The sequence below is a fragment of the Acidocella aminolytica 101 = DSM 11237 genome, from assembly GCF_900129125.1.
GTDB lineage: Bacteria > Pseudomonadota > Alphaproteobacteria > Acetobacterales > Acetobacteraceae > Acidocella > Acidocella aminolytica.
Genome location: NZ_FQVJ01000018.1, coordinates 40,274 through 60,585 on the forward strand (window position 1 = coordinate 40,274; position 20,312 = coordinate 60,585).

The following is a 20,312-nucleotide window of genomic DNA, read 5'->3' on the forward strand; positions in this document are numbered from 1 at the left end:
TTTTTTATTGAGATTACTGCATTGCGTCATAAGCCTTGCGCAGACATAGGACAGCAGCGTAAGGAGATCCTGCTTCCCGTCATGGCGCGAACCAGACATGGCGGAGCGTGCTTTGTGGGGCGGGAACCCCCCTTACGGGCTTATTTGCACCGTCCTTTTCCAGTTTCGCGCATGGGATTGCTGACATTAACCGCCTTGGGGGCTTCCCTTGGCGGCGGAGATGTTTGTTGTGAGTAATTTGACGTTTGATTCTTTTGGTCTGGCCTCCCCGATTTTGGGTGCCCTGAAAGCGGCGGGTTTTGTGAAGCCCACCCCCATTCAGGAGAAGGCCATTCCGCACGCGCTGGAGGGTAAGGATGTTCTGGGCATTGCCCAGACCGGCACAGGCAAGACTGCGGCCTTCGCGCTGCCCATGCTCCAGGCTTTCGCGACCGAGAAGTTGCATAACCGCCGTTTTTCCACCCGCGCCCTGGTGCTGGCCCCGACGCGTGAGCTGGCCGTGCAGATCGAGCAGGAGATCAAGAAATTCGGCGCTGGGCTTGGCCTGCGTACCGTGCTGGTGGTGGGTGGCGTGGGCCGCTTTGGCCAGGTGCAGCGCATGGCGCGCGGTGCGGACATTGTGGTGGGCTGCCCGGGCCGCGTGGTGGATTTGATGAACACCCGCGAGTTGATTATCGACCAGTGCCAGTTCTTTGTGCTGGACGAGGCGGACCGTATGCTGGATCTTGGCTTTATGCCCGATATCCGCAAGGTGGTTGCCGTTTTGCCGGGTCGCCGCCAGTCGGCTCTGTTCTCGGCCACCATGCCGTCGGAAATCGCGAAGCTCGCCAACAGCCTGCTGCGTGAGCCAGTGCGGGTGGAGATTGCCTCCGTGTCCTCCACCCCGGCGAAGATTGACCAGAGCGTCTATTTCGCCGATGGCCCGGAGAAGCGGAACCTGTTGGTGAAGTTGTTGCACCAGAAGGAGTTTGCAAAGACCGTCGTGTTCACGCGCACCAAACGCGGTGCTGACCGTGTGGCGATGATGCTGAGCAATTCCAAGATTCCCGCTGCGGCGATGCACGGCAATCTCAGCCAGAATCAGCGCCAGCGTGCTCTGGAGGCGTTTAAGTCCGGTGAGGTCCGTGCCCTGGTGGCGACCGATATCGCGGCGCGCGGCATCGACGTGAATGGCGTCTCGCATGTTATCAATTTCGAGCTGCCGAACGAGCCGGAGAGCTATGTGCACCGCATTGGCCGGACCGCGCGTAATGGTGCTGACGGCGTGGCCGTGGCGTTCTGTGACGCGACGGAGCTACCTTACCTGAACCAGATCGAGAAGCTGACCGGCATCAAGATGAAGGTGGCGGGCGGTGAGCGGCCGAAGCAGGCGATGCCGGTGCGTAAGCCCCAGCGCCACCCGGATATGCAGGTGCGCAAAATCAAGCCGCGCCGGCCGCAATATCAGGAGAAGCGCAAGGTTGCGTAAGGTTTGAAAATATTTATAGACGTTTTGGAAGCCGCCTTTTCAAAAAGGCGGTTTCTTTTTGCAGCTTTTTTAAAAAGCAGCACCAAAAACCTTTGATTTGTTTTGGTCGCGGGAGCACGAAAATGGGTGAGACAAAGCAGCCGGTCATCGGCATCATTGGCGGTTCGGGCCTGTATAATATTGATGGTCTGAAGAACACCGAATGGGTGAAGGTCGAAACCCCCTGGGGCGATCCGTCGGACGAGCTTTTGACCGGCGAGTATGAAGGGCAGAAAGTTGTGTTTCTTCCCCGGCACGGGCGCGGGCATAAAACCTCCCCCACGGCACTAAATTACCGCGCGAACATCGACGCGCTGAAGCGTCTAGGTGTGACTGATATTCTGTCTCTCTCCGCTGTTGGGTCATTGAAGGAGGAGCTGCCGCCTGGTCACTTCGTGATTGTGGACCAGTTTATCGACCGTTCTTTTGCCCGTGAAAAAAGCTTCTTCGGCCCGGGATGCGTCGCGCATGTCTCGATGGCGCATCCGGTCTGCGTCCGCTTGGGGGATGCTCTGGAGGAGAGCCTGAAGACGCTGGAGCTGCCTCATACGCGCGGCGGCACCTATCTCGTGATGGAAGGCCCGCAATTCTCCACTCTGGCGGAAAGCAATCTGTACCGTTCCTGGGGCTGCTCCGTGATCGGCATGACCAATATGCCGGAAGCCAAGCTCGCCCGGGAAGCCGAGATCGACTACGCCACCGTCGCCATGGTGACGGATTATGATTGCTGGCACGAGGACCATGACGCCGTGACGGTGGATCAGGTGGTGAAAGTGCTGCTTGGTAATGCCGACAAGGCTCGTAATCTGGTGAAGGAGGTGCTGCCGCGCCTTTCCGCGCCCCGCCCGGCCTGCGCCCATGGCTGTGACACGTCGCTGACCTACGCGTTGATTACTTCGCCGGAAGCCCGTGACCCGGCTGTTCTAGCCAAGCTGGACGCGGTGGCGGGCCGGGTGCTGAACGCCAGCTGAGCCAATGTGCCGTGTTTGCGAAGACGGCGGTGGGCTCTCCCGCCGTCAGCTTTGCCAGGGGCTGCTGGCAGCTCCCTTAGTGATGGGTGCTGTTCATAAAGACGGGTTGGTGGAGCCGATTCTACGCCTGCAACCGCAAGCTGGCCCGCGCCGCGTGGCTGTGACGCTGGATGCGTGTCCCGGCCATTTTGACCCGCGAATCGCAAATTTTCTGGTGGACCGCAAAATTCCGGCCACCATTTTCATCACCGCGGTCTGGATGCGGATGAACCCTGAAGGCTTGGCCTTCTTTCTCAAGCATCCGGACGTGTTCACGTTGGAAAATCACGGCGCCCGCCATTTACCGCCCGTGCTTGGCGCGCAGCGCATTTATGGGCTGGAAGTCGCCGGAAGCTGGTCAGCTATCGAAGCTGAGATTGCTGGCGGGGCCGCGGCTATTTACGAAGTCACCGGCCGTCATCCGGCTTGGTACCGGGGCGCTGCGGGGCTCTATACTCCTTCTGTGGTGCCTAGAATCGAGGCGATGGGCGTGCGTGTGGCGGGCTATTCCCTCAATTCCGATGCCGGGGCCTCACTCCCCGCCGCGCTCGTGGAGGCCCGTATCAAGGCGGCGCGGGATGGCGATGTGATGGAGGGCCATATCAATCAGCCCAAGCGTGCCAGCGGGGCAGGAATCGCCGCCGGGCTGGCGGCCTTGAAGGGGGCGGGGGTGCAGTTTGCCAAGCTGGATGATGCCGCGTGAGCGGCGTGAGATGCCCGTAACGTATTGGAGGCTATGACTTTTTTGCATTGCGCACGAGTCGCGGCGGGTGAAAATGCTGCCAGACTTCGCGGATATAGTAAAAAAACCAGATTTTCCCCGGGTTTTTCGCGGTTCTCGGAAAAGGGCGCTTTTCTTTACAAGGCCACTTGCAGGGACGCCTGCAAACGTTTAGGAACCGCCCCACATTCGCAGGTTTCGCTGTCATAGCTCAGGGGTAGAGCACTTCATTGGTAATGAAGAGGTCCTGGGTTCAATTCCCAGTGACAGCACCAGCGAGCTTGCAATGGGAGGCCTAATCCTTTAGGCACCTCAAAACCAAGCGCCCAGGTAGCTCAGTTGGTAGAGCATGCGACTGAAAATCGCAGTGTCGGTGGTTCGATTCCGCCCCTGGGCACCATCGCCCTCCTTTTTTTAACTCAAAGCTCAGAAATCAACCCATCAGGCCTTCCATGTTTAGAAGTGTACTGAATGTTGCTTGGCGAGCAAAAAAACTTTCACAACACTGTGTATGCCGCTGGTAATTTCCACAGGCCAAGGCTAGACATTTTTCATTCAATCTTGGTGTTCTGGCAGAGTCTCTTGGATTGAACAGAGAAATCCTCGGTCGCGGATTGTCCGGCACGGCCGAGCAACAGGAAAAGGCTATTATAATGTCGAAAGCTTTTATTGCCGAAGTTATTCAGGACGCCGCCGAAATTACTGGCGTTTCCGCCAACCGTACGGCGACCATCCTGATCGAAGCGATCGTCAAAGAAATGAAGAAGAACGGCAAGTTCACCCTGCCGTCTTTCGGTACCTTCACTGTGCGTAAGACCAAGGCGCGTAAGGGCGTGAACCCCCGCACCGGCGAGGAAATCAAGGTGAAGGCCGGCAAGACCGTACGCTTCAAGGCCTCCCCATCGCTGAAGAAGATGGTCTGATTTTCCTGACTTTCAGCTTATAAAAAGCCTGGACTTGGTCCAGGCTTTTTTGTGCCCAGCTCAAGGAGATCCGCGATGAAAGACGCTGCCTGCACCACTGGGACGAGATTGCCCCTTATGGTGTTGCCAAGGCCGACCGGCGGTTGAATCCCGGCAAAGGCGGTGATTTCAAGCGCGTCATGGTTAAGGTGGGTACGGTGGCCGCCCGGCATGAGCATCCGTTTGAGCAGTTTTTTATGGTTGCTGAAGGGCAGAGCGTGCTGCTCTGTGCCGAAGGGGAGATTGAGTTGCGCCCGGGCGTGGTGATCCATTTCCAGCCCCACGTTTGGCAAGAGCACGGTTCGATGCCGATACCGTGCTCTATGAGGTCAACTTCCGGGAATAACGCGCCGTCGGTTGGATCAAATGTCCAGTTCGGTGACTTTTCCGGCGTTTTCCTGAATGAACTGAAAACGCAGTTCCGGGCGCTTGCCCATCAGACTGTCCACGAGGTTCGAGGTTTCCGCGCGCATTTCAGGCGGAGCGGAGATTCGCAGAAGCGTGCGTTTGGCCGGGTCCATCGTGGTTTCCTTCAGCACGGCGGGTGGCATTTCACCAAGGCCTTTAAAGCGGCTGATCTCCACTTTCGCCCCGGCCTTGAAGCTCTTTAAAACCTTGTCGCGGGCGGAATCGTCCATCGCGTAGATGCTTTTGGCTCCTTGCGTCAGCCGATAAAGCGGTGGCTGCGCCAGATAAACATGCCCATGCCGCATCAGTTCCGGCAGTTCGCGGTAGAAGAAGGTCATCAGTAGCGAGGCGATATGCGCGCCGTCCACGTCTGCGTCGGTCATGATGATGATGCGCTCATAACGCAGATTGGCGCGGTTGAAATTGGCCCCTGTACCGCAGCCCAGCGCCTCGATCAGATCCTTCAATTCCTGATTCTGCCGCAGCTTTTCGCCGGAAGCGGAGGCCACGTTCAAAATTTTACCCTTGAGCGGCAGAATCGCTTGGCTGTTGCGGTTGCGGGCCTGCTTGGCGGAGCCGCCGGCCGAATCGCCCTCCACCAGAAAAATCTCGGTGCCTTCCGCGTTTTCCGTGGCGCAATCGGCCAGCTTGCCAGGCAAGCGCAGGCGGCGCGTGGCGGATTTGCGGGGTGTATCCTTCAGCTCCTTGCGACGGATGCGTTCTTCCGCCCGATCCACCACATAAGCCAGCAGATTATCCGCGTTGGCTGGATCACCCGCCAGAAAATGGTCGAACCGGTCCCGCAGCGAGGTTTCCGTCAAGCGGTTGGCTTCTTGCGTGGTCAGCTTGTCCTTGGTCTGGCCTTGGAATTGCGGCTCGCGGATGAATAAGGAAAGTTTGGCCCGCAGCCCGCCCAGAACGTCGTCCGCGATGATGGAGGCGCCACGCTTATTGCCGCGTGTCTCCGCCCAGGCGCGCAAGCCTTTCAGAAGGGCGCTGCGCATACCTGATTCATGCGTGCCGCCCAAAGGTGTGGGGACGGTGTTGCAATAGGTGTCGATGGTGCTTTCACCCTGTTCTACCCAGGCTAGCGCCCATTCCAGTTTGCCTTGCTCCTGGCCTTTAACAGGAGCGAATTTTGCTTCCCCCGCCCAGATCTCCGGCAACACCATTCCCGCTTCGCCCAGTTCAGCGGCCAGCGAATCGGCTAGGCCGCCAGGAAAATGCAGCTCCGCCTCAGCGGGTATGTCCGAATCGGTTTTCAGCAGCGCGGGGTCGCAATTCCAGCGAATTTTCACGCCCCGGAACAAATAGGCCTTTGAACGGCAAAGCTTGAACAGTCTTGCGGGCGAGAATTTCAACGGCCCGAAAATCTCCGTATCGGGCACAAAGCTGAGAGAGGTGCCGCGCCGGTTGGGCGCACCGCCAACCTCCTCCAGCTTGGTCTGTGGCAGTCCGCGCGCATAGTTCTGGCGGTAGAGTTTACGGTCCTTCGCCACTTCGACGATGAGGCTGGAGGACAACGCATTCACCACCGAGGACCCAACGCCATGCAACCCGCCGGACGTGGCATAGGCTTTGCCGGAGAACTTCCCGCCGGAATGGAGCGTGGTGAGAATCACCTCCAGCGCTGATTTGTTTTTGAATTTCGGATGCGGGTCCACGGGAATACCGCGCCCGTTATCGCGGATGGTCAGTTGGTTCCCAGCGCTCAGGCTCACTTCGATGGAGGAGGCATGGCCTGCGACCGCCTCATCCATCGAGTTATCCAAAATCTCGGCGGCCAGATGGTGTAGAGCATTTTCATCCGTACCGCCAATATACATGCCAGGACGCCGGCGGACGGGCTCAAGTCCCTCCAGAACCTCAATATCCTTGGCACCGTAGCTGTCCTTGGCGGGCACGCTCTCGAACAAATCACTCAAAGACGCCGACTCCTACACTGCAACCGGACACGTTGGTTGCCACGCCCTGCGGGGCACAGGCAAGGGGGGCGCGTTATTCACCCAGCTTGTGCAGGTCGAAGGAGCGTATGCCAGGCTTGTCGTGGAACTTCATCCAATCCGTGTGTCTCAGCGTGTTGCGGGTGTCGTAATAGCCTGTGCGCCAGTGTTCTTTCATGGATATCCGGCTGAACTCATAATCTTTCGCGTCGCCCTCATAGGCTTTCTGCTGGTAGATGAGCTGCATGATGTTGATTTCAGGCAAAGTGCGCAGTTCCTCCCTGGCGGCGCGCTGCTCCTCGCTCAGCTCAGCTTCCGGCACTTTTGCCAGAGCCTCGCGCAAAGCCTGCTTCAATTGGTGAGTTTGCAGAAAATGGTCCGTGGTGGTGCGGGTACGGGAGGAATATTGAATGTCTTTTTGCCGGGACAGAACCTCCGGCATGTCGCGCGGCACTGAGCCATGGGCGGAGAACAGGTCTACCTGGAAGGCCAGCAGATTCCGCGATCCGATATTATCCAGGAAATATTGCAGCGGCGTGTTAGAGACGAGCCCGCCATCCCAATAATGATGCCGTCCGATGCGGACCATCGGCAGGCCCGGCGGCAACGCGCCGGAGGCCATGATATGTTCCGGCTCCATCTCATGTGTCGTGTTGTCAAAATAGATAAAGTTTGCGCTTTCGACATTCACCGCGCCCACCGCCAGCCGCACCGGTCCCTCATTGATCAGCTTGAAATCAGCCAGCTTTTGCAATGTCTGATGCAAGGGGGAGGTGTCGTACATGGCAGTGGCGAAGCGCGCTCCGCGCGGCGCCATGAACCCGGAAAGCGGCACGGGCCGGAAGAAGCCAGGCTGGCCAAAGACCATCCCGTGCATGGCCGAAAAACCATTGCGCAGTTTACGGGCGTTATCGCCTTCAAACCAGCTCGTATAAGGATCGCGGGCGGTGATATCCAGCCAGAATTTTTCCAGCTTCTCGACCCTGTGTTCAGGCTTGTTGCCGGCGATGATGGCTGAGTTGACGGCGCCGATGGAAACACCCGCCACCCAGTCCGGTTCCAGCCCCGCCTCATGCAAAGCCTGATACACACCGGCCTGATAAGCCCCCAAAGCCCCGCCACCTTGCAGAACCAAGCCGATCACATCACAGCCCTTGGGGCGTTCGATCGGGGTTATGGGCTGCAGCGGGCGACGGTGTGGACGTTTCGGGTCGGAGAGTACATCCATGCGACGGTTGTCCTTCGCGGCTGTGGGTGGCGCCAGAATGGCCGATACTGCCTGTATATAGGTATCGACTTCACGCCATCCTGGCTGTTCCTGTCAAACCAGCCTTGCGGAAGGATTGGTGAAATCCTTCCGTTTTGTCATCTCAGCGCAGATGCTCTGCGAAGAACGCCAGAGATCGCAGAGAGGCCAGCTCCCAATCTTTCTGGCTGTAGCTGGGCCGCGCCTCGCAGCCAAAGCCATGCTGTGCGCCGTCATAGACATAAACGTCCACATCCGGCCGCACGGCTTTAATTGCCTCAACATCGCTCATCGGGATGCCGTGATCCTCGGTGCCGAAATGCAGTTGAACCGGGCAGTTGGGTTTGGCATCCTTGGTCTGTACAATCTGCCCGCCATACCAGCAACTCGCGGCTTTAAAGAGCTTGGTCTGGGTTGCGGCTTCCCACGCCAGGGAGCCGCCCCAGCAATAGCCGATAATGCCGACCGACTTGCCTGGGCCGAAAGCTGTGACGGTGGCTTCAATATCCAGCAGCGGCTTGCCCGCCGGAATTTTCGCCCGTGCTTCCAGCCCGGCTTTGATATCCGTTTCCGTGTAACCAAGTTCGATCCCAGACGCGGCGCGGTCGAACAAGGCGGGTGCCAGTACCCGGTAGCCGTGCCCGGCCAAGCGTTCTGCGACATTGCGGATATGCTGGTTGACACCAAAAATTTCCTGCACGACCACAAGGCCGCGCGGGGCATTTACGTTGCCAGCCTCAAAGGCCTGGAATTTATGCCCATCGGCGGCGGTGAGTGTCATCATGGACTTTGGGGTCTCCTGTTGTAATCAGCGTTGCGCATAGGGCGCGAAATCCTGCGCCAGTCTCTCATAAATGTCGCGCTTGAAGGCCACGGCAAGATCTGGCAGGTCTGCCAGCTTAACCCAGCGCCATTCCTCGAACTCTGGGTGGTCATCGGCATCAAGCTGGATGTCGGCATCTTCCCCGGTGAAACGCAGGGCGAACCATTTTTGACGCTGGCCGCGATATTTGCCCTTCCAGGCCACGCCAATCAGATGCGGCGGCAGATCATAAAGCAGCCATTCCGGGTGTTCGGTGAGAATTTCGGCTTTGTCCGTGCCAATTTCTTCTTTTAGCTCGCGCAGCACGGCCAGACGGATATTCTCCCCATCATCGACACCGCCCTGCGGCAGCTGCCAAGCATCGGGAAAGCCCTTCCGTTTACCAACAAACACCAGCCCTTCGGGCGAAAACAACACCGCGCCGACGTTCAGCCGGTAGGGCAGGGGGGGGGTGTCAACCATGTCACTCTCCTCAATCAATAAGACCGGCGCAGATGCTCCGCACCGGTCTTATCGCAGGGCGGAGCTAGCAGGGCTAGTTGGAGGCTGTTTCCGTCACGGGGTGCATGTCCGCGATTAGCTTCAGTGCCATCTGGAGCTGGAAGTCGGTCGAAGGCTTGGACGGATCGAATTTGGGCCAGCCAACGGGCGGTTTATGCGCAATGGTAGCGGCTACGGGCGGCAGCGGCGGCGCGGGCGGCAGTGGCGGTGCTTTCTCTTTGGTTGGGTTGGTGAAGGCATTGAGCAGATCCGTCTCACGTAGCTGCGAGAAGCTGTCCTGCGGCGTCGCGGTGTCGGAGACAATAACATTAGGCGTCACGCCGTAATCCTGGATCGACTTGCCGGAAGGCGTGAAATACAGCGCCGTGGTCAGACGCAGCGCCCCTTCATTGTCAATGGGGATAATGGTCTGAACTGAGCCCTTGCCGAAGGTCCGGGTGCCCAGTACCAGGGCGCGGTGGTTTTGTTGTAGGGCGGCGGTTACAATTTCCGCCGCCGAGGCCGTTCCCGCATTGGTCAGCACCACCATCGGCGCGCCACGCAGAATATCAGTGCCCTGGGCGTACCAGACCTGATCATCCTCCGAATGGCGGCCATGAGTGGAGACGATTTCGCCGCTGGTTAGGAAATCATCGCCCACCGCCACGGCTTGGTCCAGCAGGCCGCCCGGATTGTCGCGGAGGTCCAGGATATATCCATGGATTGGCCCGTGAGCCTGCTTCTGGAGGGATTTTACAGCCGCCCGGATATGGTCGGACGCGTTCTCATCAAAGCTGTCCAGCCGGATATAGCCGATCGGCCCATCGCTGCTGGTAAGCAATTTGCTCTTCACGTCGTCGATCTTGATGATCTGCCGGGTCAGAGTCACATGCACGGGAGCGTTAACGCCGTTGCGCTTCAGCGTAAGCGTGATCTTGGTCCCTGGCGCACCGCGCATCCGGCTCACAGCTTGGTCAAGCGTCAGCCCGCTCGTGGAATGGCCGTCTATCTCAACGATAATATCACCCGGCTTGATCCCGGCCTTCGCGGCGGGGGTGTCGTCGATCGGGGTAATAACTTTCAGCAATCCGCTGGCCTGCGTGACCTCCAGCCCCAGCCCACCAAACTGGCCGGAAGTTTGCACCTGCATGTCAGAATATTGCTGTTTATTCATCCAGCTTGAATGCGGGTCCAGTCCGGACAGCATCCCGTTGGCGGCATTATAGATCAGCTTGCTGGTAGGCGGGTCGATCACATAATTCTGCTTGATCTGCGAGACGATGTCCCCAAACAGCGAAAGCTGCTGATAGGTGCTGTCGCTGGGGGCAGACTCGCCAAAGGCACGCGATAAAGGTTGCGCGATAGAGCCGACAGCCAGTCCCACAACAAAAATTCCGCCGAGCATCAAACCGCTGCGCAAACGCATTCGCATTTTCCTCTTAACTGCCGGGCGCATTGCCCTGGTCTTATTAGATAGCATCCTGGCCGCTTTATCCAGAGTGCCCCGCCGCCAGCCATGACGTTGGGTTAATTGGAGTCCCGTTGCGGCGCAATTCCACATACAGACGCGGCTGGTGTGCCGGGTGAGTGGGGTCGAACGTCTGCATGCTGCCCACTGGCTGGCCATGCACAACATGCTGGCCCTGTGCGACGTCCAGATGGCTCATGCCCGCTAGCACAGTCGCAAGGCCGCCGCCGCAATCAGTGATGATGACATTACCGTAGCCGGTGAGCGGTCCGGCATACATGACGGTACCCGCGCAGGGGCTGATGACGCGTGCTCCGGGGGCGGCGGCATACGAGATACCGGTGGCCGGCCCCGCCAGTGTTTTCGCTCCATAAGCCTGCACCACGTGCCCCGCGACGGGCGCGCCCGCCCCGCCAGCGGGAAGGTTGACCGGCGTGGCATGGGGCGGTGCTTTGGGCACCAGTCGCGCGATGGCCGCATTCAGGCTGGTCAGCTCATGCCGGGCTTTAGCGGCGGCGGCGGCTTCGGCCACTTGCTTGTCGGCGTCCGCCTGCTCATCCTGCTGGGCTTGTGTGATGGCGGCGGAGAGCTTTGCTTCAGCAGCCTGCTGGGCTGCCACGGCGGCATCCAGCCGCATCCGCGTGGTTTGGGCCTGCGTGATGGAGGCTGCCAGCGAAGCTGTCTCGGTCTTTACCGTCGCGGCCTGGGCCGCCACTTCCGCCGCCATGCCTTGCAGAATCGCCACGCCCCGCACGGCATCCTGCGGCGGCAGCGGTGCGGCAAGCAGCGTGGTAGCGGGCGCGGAGGAAAGGCGCTGCATCACCGGCAGCAGCTTTTTCAGAGCCGCTTCAGCTTCGCTCAACCGCGCGGCGGCTTGGTCCTGTTGCGCCAATAGCAAGGCAAGTTGGGTGGCGTCCTGCGAAGTCTGATCCTCCAGCCCGCGCAAGGCGGCGGCGGCTTGAACCTGCTGCTGAGCCAATATGGCGGCCTTGGCGGCGATGGCGGCACGGTGAGCCGCCGCTGCTGCCGCCGCCTGCTGGTGCGCCTTAATGGCCGCCTGGGCAGCGTCCCGCTTGGCCCTCAGGCTAGCTTCACTTTCCTTATGCCTTGTATCCTTGGCCGTAGCGTTGTCCGCCGGGCTAAGCCACAAGGCGGCCAGCGCCGCGATTTGCAAGAGCCGTACGGGCTTCACCTCAATCGAACAGTGGCTTGCCGGTCATTGCCGCGGGCTGTGGCAGGCCCATCAGCTTTAGCAAGGTCGGTGCGATGTCCGCCAGAATCCCATCATGCAGCTTCATGTCCGCCGGTCCGCCAGCCACCAGAACCGGTACGGGGTTGGTGGTGTGCGCGGTGTGCGGTCCGCCTGTTTCCGGATCTTTCATCATCTCGCAATTACCATGGTCGGCGGTGACGAGAATGACGCCGCCTTGGGCATGAACCGCTTCCCAGATCTTGCCCAGCCCGGTATCCACCGTCTCCACCGCTTTGATGGCGGCGGGCAGCGAGCCGGTATGGCCTACCATGTCCGGGTTGGCGAAGTTGAGGATGATCATGTCGTAGGTGCCGGTATTGATCGCCGCGACAGCCCTCTCGGTCAGTTCCGGGGCGGACATTTCCGGCTGCAGATCATAGGTTGCCACTTTGGGGGAGGGCACCATGATCCGGTCCTCACCCTCGAACGGCGTTTCGATGCCGCCATTGAAGAAATACGTGACGTGCGGGTATTTTTCCGTTTCCGCCATGCGGAGTTGCTTCAGCCCATTGGCCGAAACCACGCCACCGAGCAGATCATCCATGCGCTGCGGTTGGAAGATGGTTTGCATGAAGGGGGCCAGCGCGTCGGAATAGGCGGTCATGCCCACGGCGCCCACCAGTTTCGGCTGCCGGGATTTGAAACCATCGAAAGCCGGGTCCACCAAAGCTGTCAGGATCTCACGCACGCGGTCCGCGCGGAAGTTGGTGCAGATTACACCGTCGCCGTCCTTCATGCCCGCATAGTCGCCAATGACGGCGGGCTTGGTAAATTCATCCGTCACGCCCGAATCGTAGCTGGCCTGGATGGCGTCCGCCGCGTTCGGGAAGGCTTCGCCTTTGGCGTCCACCAGCAACTCGTAAGCCTGCTGAACACGCTCCCAGCGATTGTCGCGATCCATAGCGTAATAGCGGCCAACCAGGGTGCCAAGCTTCGCAGTGGCGCCGAGATCCGCCAGATATTTCTTCATATAACTAAGCCCGGCCTGGGGCGGCGTGTCGCGTCCGTCCATCCAGCCGTGAGCGACCACGGGAATTCCCGCCTCGTGCATAATCTTTGCCAACGCCACCGCTTGGTCTTGATGGGAATGCACGCCACCCGGCGAAACCAGCCCCAGCAGATGAGCAGTCCCGTCAGACTTTTTCAACGCGGCAATAAAGCCCCGCAGGGTCTCGTTCCGCGCCAGGGAGCCGTCCTCAATTGCGGTATCGATGCGCGGTAGGTCCTGCATCACCGTCCGTCCGGCGCCGATATTCAGATGCCCGACCTCGGAATTACCCATCTGCCCCGCCGGCAGCCCGACTACCCGGCCCGACGTGGTCAGAAAAGCACGCGGGGACGAGCCCCAGAGTTTGTCGAAATTCGGGGTGTTCGCCTGCGCCACGGCGTTATCGTCCTTCGACTCATTCCAGCCGAAGCCATCAAGAATCACGAGCATCACGGGTCTTTGGGGCATCTTGGTCCTTAACTCAGCGGCGTTTCTGGTCAGGATTTTATAGAAAAACGGCCCGTTTGACCATGGCGGTTGCTTACGGCCGCCCGGCTCGGTGGTACGGGTGCCCTGCCAATATGCTCTGCGCCCGGTAAATCTGCTCCGCGAGCATTGAGCGCACCAGCATGTGCGGCCACGTTAATGTGCCGAGCGAGAGTTTTGCGCCTGCCCGCGCCAGAACGGGCGCGTCCAGTCCCTCAGCCCCGCCGATAACGAAGGCCTGCTTCCGGCCCCGCTCCAGCCAACCGGCCAGCAGCTTCGCCAGCCCAGGCGAATCCGGTGTGGCGCCGTCGATATCTAGAGCGATCAGAAATTCATCCGTCTTTAACGCAGCTAAAATCGCTTCGCCCTCACGGCGCTTGATTTCAAGGGCGCTTCCCTGCCCGTCCGCGAACTCCGTGAGAGTCAAAACCGGGCGGATGCGCTTGGCGTAGCGAGCGAACAACTCCATCTCCGGCGACTTGGCGGGTGCCTTGCCGATGGCCAGCAGGCGCAAGGTTACGCGTCCGCCTCGTCCAGTTCTGCGCTCCACATCTTCTCAAGCCCGTAGAGCGTGCGCGATTCCGGCTTGAACAGATGCACGATAATATCACCAGCATCGATCAGCACCCAATCGGTGCCGGTGGCGCCTTCGGTCAGTGGTTTCTTGAACCCAGCCTCGCGCAGCTTCTCGTGTAGATGCGTCGCCATGGCGGCAATCTGCCGGTCCGCGAGGCCCGTGGCGATAATCATGCGGTCTGCGAAGCTGGCGCGCCCGGCAAGGTCCAGCGTCACGATATCTTCCGCCTTATCATCTTCAAGCGTGGCGATGATCACGGCCTGCAGCTGGTCCAGAAACTCAGGCTGCGGCTTGGGCGCGGCTGCTTTGCCTTTCGGCCCGGCGATGGCGGCTTTCTTGCGCGGCGTACCAGGCATGGCGGCAACGGCATCGGCGGCCGGTTTGGCGGTGATCTTGCGCGGGGCGGTGGTCTTGGCGCCCCGGGATGCCGGGGGGCGGGTGGGCGAGCGCGTTATGGCCTTGTTCCTTCTAAAATTTTGCGGCGCAATTCGGTGGCGGAGGCTGCATTCTCCCGCACAGGCAAAAGAATCCAGGCAGGCGCCCCCTTTGAAGGCAGACATAGCCCAGACCGCGCCGGAAGGCGAACTTTTTGGTGACGCTTTGCCGCTTGCCCGGCCAGCGCGCGGCGGGTGGCGCCGGGCCGGGGGACAACCAACATTGGCATGGCGTGCATAATCTCCTGCCAGCGTCCCCAGCGCGGAAACTGGATGAGATTATCCGCCCCCATCAGCCAGACAAACCGCACGCGCGGAAAGCGGCGTTTGAGTTCACTCAAGGTGTCGTACGTGTAGCGCGTGCCCAGCCGTGCCTCGATATCCGTGGCGATAATCCGGCGTCCATCGGAGATCCGTTGGGCGCTGGCCAGCCTTGTTGCAAACGGGGCCATTCCCGCGGCGGGCTTAAGTGGGTTGCCGGGCGACACCAGCAGCCAGAGCTGGTCCAGCCCCAGATGCCTGATCGCCTGCCGAGCCACATGCAGATGCCCCTCATGCGCCGGATTGAATGATCCGCCGAGCAGCCCGATTTTCAGACAATGGCGGTGGCCGTATGCCGGAAGCGTCAGGGCCGCACCTGGCCGTTGCCGCGCACAACATAGCGGAAGGTAGTCAGTTGCTCCGGCCCCACAGGCCCGCGCGCGTGTATATGCCCGGTGGCAATGCCGATCTCAGCGCCAAAGCCGAACTCCCCGCCGTCGCAGAACTGGGTGGAGGTATTCCACATTGTCACCGAAGCCCGGCTGCGGGCGAGATAGGTTTCCGCAACCTGCTCGTCCTGGGTGATGATCGCCTCGGTATGTTCGCTGCCATGCGCCGTCACATGCGCCAGCGCGGCGTCTGGCCCGTCCACCACAGCGATGTTGAGTACCGCATCCAGCCATTCCGTATCGAAGTCTTTTGCTTCAGCAGCGGGCAGCGCCGGGCAAATCTCTCTAGCCCGTTCATCCGCTTTGAAGGTGCAGCCCAGCGTGGCGAGGTCCTGCACTAGAATTGGCAGCAGGGCAGGGGCGATGGCGGCGTCGATCAGCAATGTCTCGGTGGAGCCGCATACGCCGGTGCGGCGCATTTTGGCGTTAGCCAACACCTTGCGCGCCATATCCGGGTCGGCGGCGGCGTGGATGTAAGTGTGGTTGAGCCCCTCAGCATGGGCGAGCACGGGCACCCGGGCTTCACGCTGCACCAACTCCACCAGCGTCTTACCGCCACGGGGGATAATGAGGTCGATCTGCCCCACCGCCCCCAGCATCGCGGCCACAAAGCGTCGGTCCGTGCTGGGCGGCACTTGCACGGTATCTTCAGGCAGCCCGGCGGCTTTCAGTCCAGTCGCCAAGGCCTTCCGGATTGCCTGGGCGGAGTGAAAGCTTTCTGAGCCGCCGCGTAGAATGATGGCATTGCTGGATTTGATGGCGATGGCTGACGCATCAGCCCCCACATTCGGGCGGCTTTCATAAATCATGCCCAGCACACCGATAGGCTGCGCCACGCGGGCGATTCGCAGGCCGTTGGGGCGTGTCCATTCCGCCAGCGTGCGGGCTATGGGGTCGGGTAGTCCTGCCACATCCTCAAGCCCCTTCGCCATGGCCTCCAGCCGCACCTCGTTCAGCAGCAGCCGGTCACCAAATGCCGAGCTGCCGTTGAAATTCGTCATGTCCTGCGCATTCGCGGCCAAAATCGCCGGAGCAGCGGCGCGCAGGGCGGCGGCGGTTTCGCGCAGCGCGGCATCCCGCTCCGACCCTGGCAGTTTGGCCAGCGCGGCGGCGGCGGCGCGGGCCTTCTGGCCCATCTCTTCCATGACGGTGGAAAACTCGTTGGATTCGGCATTCATGCGGTGCATGCTTGCCTAGTCCTGGCGGGAAGATCAACAGCGCGTTACAGTACGGCCAGCATGCCTGACCTCTTCGATTCGCTGATGCCCGGGGTTGCGCTCCCGCCCGGCCCCGTATTGCGCTCTGCGCGCCTAGCTCTGCGCCCGCTTCATGGCGAAGACGTGGCTGCCTTTCACCGGTTGATCAATGACTGGGACATTTGCCGGCGCGTGCCGGATGCGCCGTTTCCCTACCCGGAATCCCAGGCGCAAGATTGGATCGATGCCGCCGCCGCGGGCCGTGAGGCGGGCCGGGCCGAGCAATTCGCCATTGTTGAAACGCTGAGCGGCACGCTGGTGGGGTGCGCGGGGCTGACCTTCTCCAAAGACCGTAAGGACGCGGAGCTGGGGTACTGGATCGGCCGCCAGTATTGGCGCCAGGGCTACGCGCTGGAAGCCGTGCGCCGCCTGACGGAATGGGCCTTCGCCAGTTTGCCGATCGCCCAGATCACTGCCGTAGTGGCGGCGGATAATGAGGGGTCCCTGGCGGTATTGCGGCATTTGAGCTTCACCCAGACCGGCAAAGGCCACCGGGTGTTTTCCTGCCGCCCAGGTCAGAAGTTGCCGGTCAGGCATTTCGCCCTGGCGCGGGATGTTGAGGCGCCGGTTGAAACACCCGCCCTGGTGGCCGTGCAGAAGTCCGCGACGCTGCTCGTGGTGGCGGCGGCTTTGATCGACCAGCAAGGCCGTGTGCTGTTGGCCCGCCGCCCTGAGGGGCGCAAAATGGCCGGGCTGTGGGAGTTTCCGGGAGGCAAGCTGGAACCGGGGGAAACACCAGAAGCTGCGCTGGCCCGCGAATTGCGCGAGGAACTGGGGCTGGAGGCCGACCCCAAGGATTTCGCGCCATTCGTGTTCGCTTCCCATGCCTACGATACGTTTCATTTATTGATGCCGGTTTTTCTCTGCCGCCGCTGGCAGGGGGAGCCGCAAGGACGGGAGGGACAAAAGCTGGCCTGGGTGGCGCCCGGAAATCTTGCCGAATACCCCATGCCCGCCGCCGACCGTCCGCTGATACCCATGTTGAGGGACTTTCTATGAGCAACCCGACCGCCGCCATCCTGATCATTGGCAATGAAATTCTCTCAGGCCGCACGCAGGATGTAAATGTGCAATTCATTGCCCAGTCTCTCGCCGGGCTGGGCATTAAGCTTCAGGAGGTGCGCGTGGTGCCGGATATCGCGGCGCGTATCATAAGCGCGGTGAATGAACTGCGCGCCTCTTACGATATGCTGTTCACCACCGGCGGCATTGGCCCCACCCATGACGACATCACCAGCGAATGTGTCGCCGCCGCCTTTGGCGTGCCGTGGGAGCTGAACGAGGAAACCGACCGGGAAATGCGTGAGAGGATGGGCGACCGCTACAACGCCGCCCGCCAACGCATGGCCACGATGCCGCGCGGTTCTGTCCCGATTAAGAATGAGGCCAGTATTGCCCCCGGCTTCACCATCGCCAATGTGCATGTCATGGCTGGGGTGCCGCGCATCATGCAGGCTATGATGAAGGCGCTGGAACCCAGCCTGCCGCGCGGTGAGCGGATTGAAATGCGCGCCGTGCATGGATTCGGCGTGATGGAAGGAGCGATTGCCGAGGGGTTGGCGGCCATCCAGGCCCGATTCCCGCATCTTGACCTCGGCAGCTACCCCTTCAAGCGCGACGGCGCTTGGGGCGTGGCTTTAGTGGCCAAGGGCACGGACCTGTCCGCCATTGAAGATGCCGCGAAACAGGCGACGGATCTGATTGCCGCCCAGGGGGTTGAACCCATCCAGGGCGAGCCTGTTTCCTCCTGAACAAACTTGCACAACCATCTGAAATATCTGCGCTGGCCCGGGCCTGGTTGTAAAACTGCCAGCTTACGCGCGGAACGGGGTTGCCAAAACCCGCGCTCTGCCTCAAAAGCCGGGCGAATAGCGCGGCCTGGTCCAGGCGGCGTCATACTTGTTTGACCTTTTGTACGCCCGTGGAGGCATTGATGGCTGAAACTGACCTGAGCAAGATCCGGAATATCGGGATCACCGCGCATATCGACGCGGGCAAGACCACCACCACGGAGCGTATCCTCTACTACACCGGTGTGTCCCATAAGATTGGTGAAGTCCATGACGGCAACACCACCACCGACTATATGGATCAGGAGCGTGAGCGCGGCATTACCATCACCTCTGCCGCCGTGACCTGCGAGTGGAAGAACCACCGCATCAACATCATCGACACCCCAGGCCACATCGACTTCAACATCGAAGTGAATCGTTCGCTCCGCGTGCTCGATGGCGCGATCTTCATTATCGAAGGCGTAGCCGGTGTGCAGCCGCAGTCCGAGACTAACTGGCGTTTGGCTGACCGCTACAACGTGCCTCGCATCATCTTCATCAACAAGCTGGATCGTACCGGTGCAGACTTCTACCGCGCCTTCGACACGCTGAAGGAGAAGCTGGACATTGTGGCGCTGCCGCTGCAGCTGCCCATCGGTATCGAAGACGGCTTCCTCGGCGTTGTCGACCTGGTTGAGATGAAGGCGATCATCTGGGAAGGCGGCGAGTTGGGCGCAAAGTTCCATGACGAGGAAATCCCCGCTGACATGCTGGAGAAGGCCAAGGAAGCCCGCCAGAACCTGCTCGATACCGCGCTCTCCGTGGACGACGCGGGCATGGAAGAATATTTCGAGAAGGGCGACGTCTCCGTCGAGACCCTGAAACGCGCGATCAAGACCGGCACCATCTCCGGCGCTTTCCGCCCTGTGCTGTGCGGCACCGCTTTCAAGAATAAGGGCGTGCAGCCGCTGCTCGACGGCGTGCTCGACTACCTGCCCGCCCCGGTTGACGTATCAGGTATCAAGGTGGCCCCGGAAGAGGGTGAAGAGGAAGATCCCAACGCCCGCCGCATCAAGGCCGATCCGAAGGCGCCATTCGCTGCTCTGGCATTCAAGATCATCAACGACAAATACGGCTCGCTCACCTTTGCGCGTGTGTATGCCGGTACGCTGAAGTCCGGCGACACCGTGTTGAACACCACCCGTGGCCACAAGGAGCGTATCGGTCGCATGTATCAGATGCATGCCGATAAGCGCGTGGAAATCCAGGAAGTTGGCGCTGGCGACATCGCAGCTTTCGTAGGCCTGAAGGACACAGGAACGGGTGATACGCTGGCTGCTGCTGAGGACCCGGTGGTGCTGGAGCGTATGGCCTTCCCGGTCCCGGTGATCGACATTTCCGTCGAGCCGAAGACCAAGGAAGGTATCGAGAAGATGACCATCGGCCTGCAGAAGCTGGCGGCGGAAGATCCGTCCCTGCGTCTGAAGACCGATCAGGAAACCGGCCAGACCATTCTCTCCGGCATGGGCGAGCTGCACCTGGAAATCATCGTTGACCGTCTGAAGCGCGAATATGGGGTGGACGCCAACATCGGCGCGCCGCAGGTTGCCTTCCGCGAGACGATCACCAAGGAGCACACCGAAACCTACACCCACAAGAAGCAGTCTGGCGGTTCCGGTCAGTACGCCGAGGTGAAGATTGTGTTCTCTCCGCGTGAGCGTAACGAGGGCATCGAGTTTGAGAACAAGATTGTCGGCGGTGCCGTGCCGAAGGAATATATCCCGGCAGTGGAAAAAGGCATCAAGAACCAAGCCGATACGGGCGTTCTGGCTGGCTTCCCCACCGTGGACTTTGGCTTTGCCCTGGTGGACGGTAAGTACCACGACGTTGACTCCTCCGCGCTCGCCTTCGAAATCGCTGCCAAGGCTTGCTTCCGCGAAGGCATGAAGAAGGCTGGCCCGGTGATCCTGGAGCCGATCATGGACGTAGAAGTCACCACTCCGAACGACCATGTGGGCGATGTTGTGGGCGACCTTAACCGTCGCCGCGGCATGATCCAGAACCAGGAAGCTTCCGGTTCCACGGTTATCGTCCGTGCGCATGTGCCGCTGAAGGAAATGTTTGGCTACATCTCTAACCTGCGCTCCATGACCAAGGGCCGCGCGTCCTTCACCATGCAGTTCCACCACTATGATCCGGTTCCGCGCAACGTGGCTGACGAGATCATGGCCAAGAGCGCTTAACCAAAACGCTCTGACGTAAAGGCTTG

The 20,312-nt window shown here is 60.5% G+C and carries 18 protein-coding genes and 2 tRNA genes; 9 read left to right on the top strand and 11 right to left on the bottom strand.

Features of this window, described 5'->3' with window-relative positions:
- Positions 1-229: 229 nt before the first annotated feature.
- From BUB54_RS10920 to BUB54_RS10945, 6 genes are all read left to right on the top strand, one after another.
- Positions 230-1,468 (top strand): DEAD/DEAH box helicase, encoded by a 1,239-nt coding sequence (locus BUB54_RS10920; protein WP_244890769.1) that lies wholly within the window; start codon positions 230-232, stop codon positions 1,466-1,468.
- A gap of 122 nt (positions 1,469-1,590) precedes the next feature.
- Positions 1,591-2,478 (top strand): S-methyl-5'-thioadenosine phosphorylase, encoded by an 888-nt coding sequence (locus BUB54_RS10925; protein ID WP_048879456.1) that lies wholly within the window; start codon positions 1,591-1,593, stop codon positions 2,476-2,478.
- An 82-nt stretch (positions 2,479-2,560) separates the two neighbouring features.
- A complete protein-coding gene (locus tag BUB54_RS10930) occupies positions 2,561-3,220 on the top strand; it encodes a polysaccharide deacetylase family protein (protein ID WP_052948399.1) in 660 nt (219 codons plus the stop codon).
- 218 nt (positions 3,221-3,438) lie between these two features.
- Positions 3,439-3,513, top strand: a tRNA-Thr gene (locus BUB54_RS10935).
- A gap of 49 nt (positions 3,514-3,562) precedes the next feature.
- Positions 3,563-3,638, top strand: a tRNA-Phe gene (locus BUB54_RS10940).
- A 253-nt stretch (positions 3,639-3,891) separates the two neighbouring features.
- Positions 3,892-4,161, top strand: coding sequence for an HU family DNA-binding protein (locus BUB54_RS10945; protein WP_048879457.1), 270 nt, complete (start codon positions 3,892-3,894; stop codon positions 4,159-4,161).
- Between the two features lie 401 nt (positions 4,162-4,562).
- On the opposite strand, the gene parE is transcribed toward BUB54_RS10945, so the two are convergent.
- From parE to BUB54_RS11005, 11 genes are all read right to left on the bottom strand, one after another.
- The gene (gene parE, locus BUB54_RS10955) at positions 4,563-6,533 is read right to left on the bottom strand and encodes a DNA topoisomerase IV subunit B (RefSeq protein ID WP_048879459.1); all 1,971 of its coding nucleotides are present in this window, start codon (positions 6,531-6,533) and stop codon (positions 4,563-4,565) included.
- A 73-nt stretch (positions 6,534-6,606) separates the two neighbouring features.
- The gene (locus tag BUB54_RS10960) at positions 6,607-7,779 is read right to left on the bottom strand and encodes a patatin-like phospholipase family protein (protein WP_048879460.1); all 1,173 of its coding nucleotides are present in this window, start codon (positions 7,777-7,779) and stop codon (positions 6,607-6,609) included.
- A gap of 142 nt (positions 7,780-7,921) precedes the next feature.
- A complete protein-coding gene (locus BUB54_RS10965; RefSeq protein WP_048879461.1) occupies positions 7,922-8,581 on the bottom strand; it encodes a dienelactone hydrolase family protein in 660 nt (219 codons plus the stop codon).
- 24 nt (positions 8,582-8,605) lie between these two features.
- On the bottom strand, positions 8,606-9,082 hold the full coding sequence (locus BUB54_RS10970) for an RNA pyrophosphohydrolase (protein WP_048879462.1): 477 nt from the start codon (positions 9,080-9,082) through the stop codon (positions 8,606-8,608).
- A 73-nt stretch (positions 9,083-9,155) separates the two neighbouring features.
- Positions 9,156-10,526: a S41 family peptidase gene (locus tag BUB54_RS10975; RefSeq protein ID WP_048879463.1), complete on the bottom strand. Its 1,371-nt coding sequence runs from the start codon at positions 10,524-10,526 to the stop codon at positions 9,156-9,158.
- 64 nt (positions 10,527-10,590) lie between these two features.
- On the bottom strand, positions 10,591-11,760 hold the full coding sequence (locus BUB54_RS10980) for a murein hydrolase activator EnvC family protein (RefSeq protein WP_048879464.1): 1,170 nt from the start codon (positions 11,758-11,760) through the stop codon (positions 10,591-10,593).
- A 1-nt stretch (position 11,761) separates the two neighbouring features.
- The gene (gpmI, locus tag BUB54_RS10985; protein WP_048879465.1) at positions 11,762-13,276 is read right to left on the bottom strand and encodes a 2,3-bisphosphoglycerate-independent phosphoglycerate mutase; all 1,515 of its coding nucleotides are present in this window, start codon (positions 13,274-13,276) and stop codon (positions 11,762-11,764) included.
- Positions 13,277-13,349: 73 nt separating this feature from the next.
- Positions 13,350-13,808: a 23S rRNA (pseudouridine(1915)-N(3))-methyltransferase RlmH gene (locus BUB54_RS10990; RefSeq protein WP_048879466.1), complete on the bottom strand. Its 459-nt coding sequence runs from the start codon at positions 13,806-13,808 to the stop codon at positions 13,350-13,352.
- Positions 13,809-13,810: 2 nt separating this feature from the next.
- Positions 13,811-14,227: a ribosome silencing factor gene (rsfS, locus tag BUB54_RS10995; RefSeq protein ID WP_048879467.1), complete on the bottom strand. Its 417-nt coding sequence runs from the start codon at positions 14,225-14,227 to the stop codon at positions 13,811-13,813.
- Positions 14,228-14,322: 95 nt separating this feature from the next.
- A complete protein-coding gene (locus tag BUB54_RS11000; RefSeq protein WP_048879468.1) occupies positions 14,323-14,934 on the bottom strand; it encodes a nicotinate-nucleotide adenylyltransferase in 612 nt (203 codons plus the stop codon).
- Positions 14,931-16,193, bottom strand: a complete 1,263-nt coding sequence (locus BUB54_RS11005) for a glutamate-5-semialdehyde dehydrogenase (RefSeq protein WP_373318321.1) — start codon at positions 16,191-16,193, stop codon at positions 14,931-14,933. Before BUB54_RS11005 ends, BUB54_RS11000 begins: the two co-directional genes overlap by 4 nt.
- Positions 16,194-16,253: 60 nt before the next feature.
- On the opposite strand from BUB54_RS11005, the gene mutT reads away from it, so the two are divergent.
- The 3 genes from mutT (at position 16,254) to fusA (ending at position 20,286) form a co-directional block, all read left to right on the top strand.
- On the top strand, positions 16,254-17,270 hold the full coding sequence (gene mutT / locus BUB54_RS11010; RefSeq protein ID WP_082075703.1) for an 8-oxo-dGTP diphosphatase MutT: 1,017 nt from the start codon (positions 16,254-16,256) through the stop codon (positions 17,268-17,270).
- Complete coding sequence (locus BUB54_RS11015; protein ID WP_048879470.1) at positions 17,267-18,022, top strand: competence/damage-inducible protein A; 756 nt, start codon at positions 17,267-17,269, stop codon at positions 18,020-18,022. Before mutT ends, BUB54_RS11015 begins: the two co-directional genes overlap by 4 nt.
- 182 nt (positions 18,023-18,204) lie before the next feature.
- On the top strand, positions 18,205-20,286 hold the full coding sequence (fusA, locus tag BUB54_RS11020; RefSeq protein ID WP_048879471.1) for an elongation factor G: 2,082 nt from the start codon (positions 18,205-18,207) through the stop codon (positions 20,284-20,286).
- The last annotated feature ends 26 nt before the right edge of the window (positions 20,287-20,312 follow it).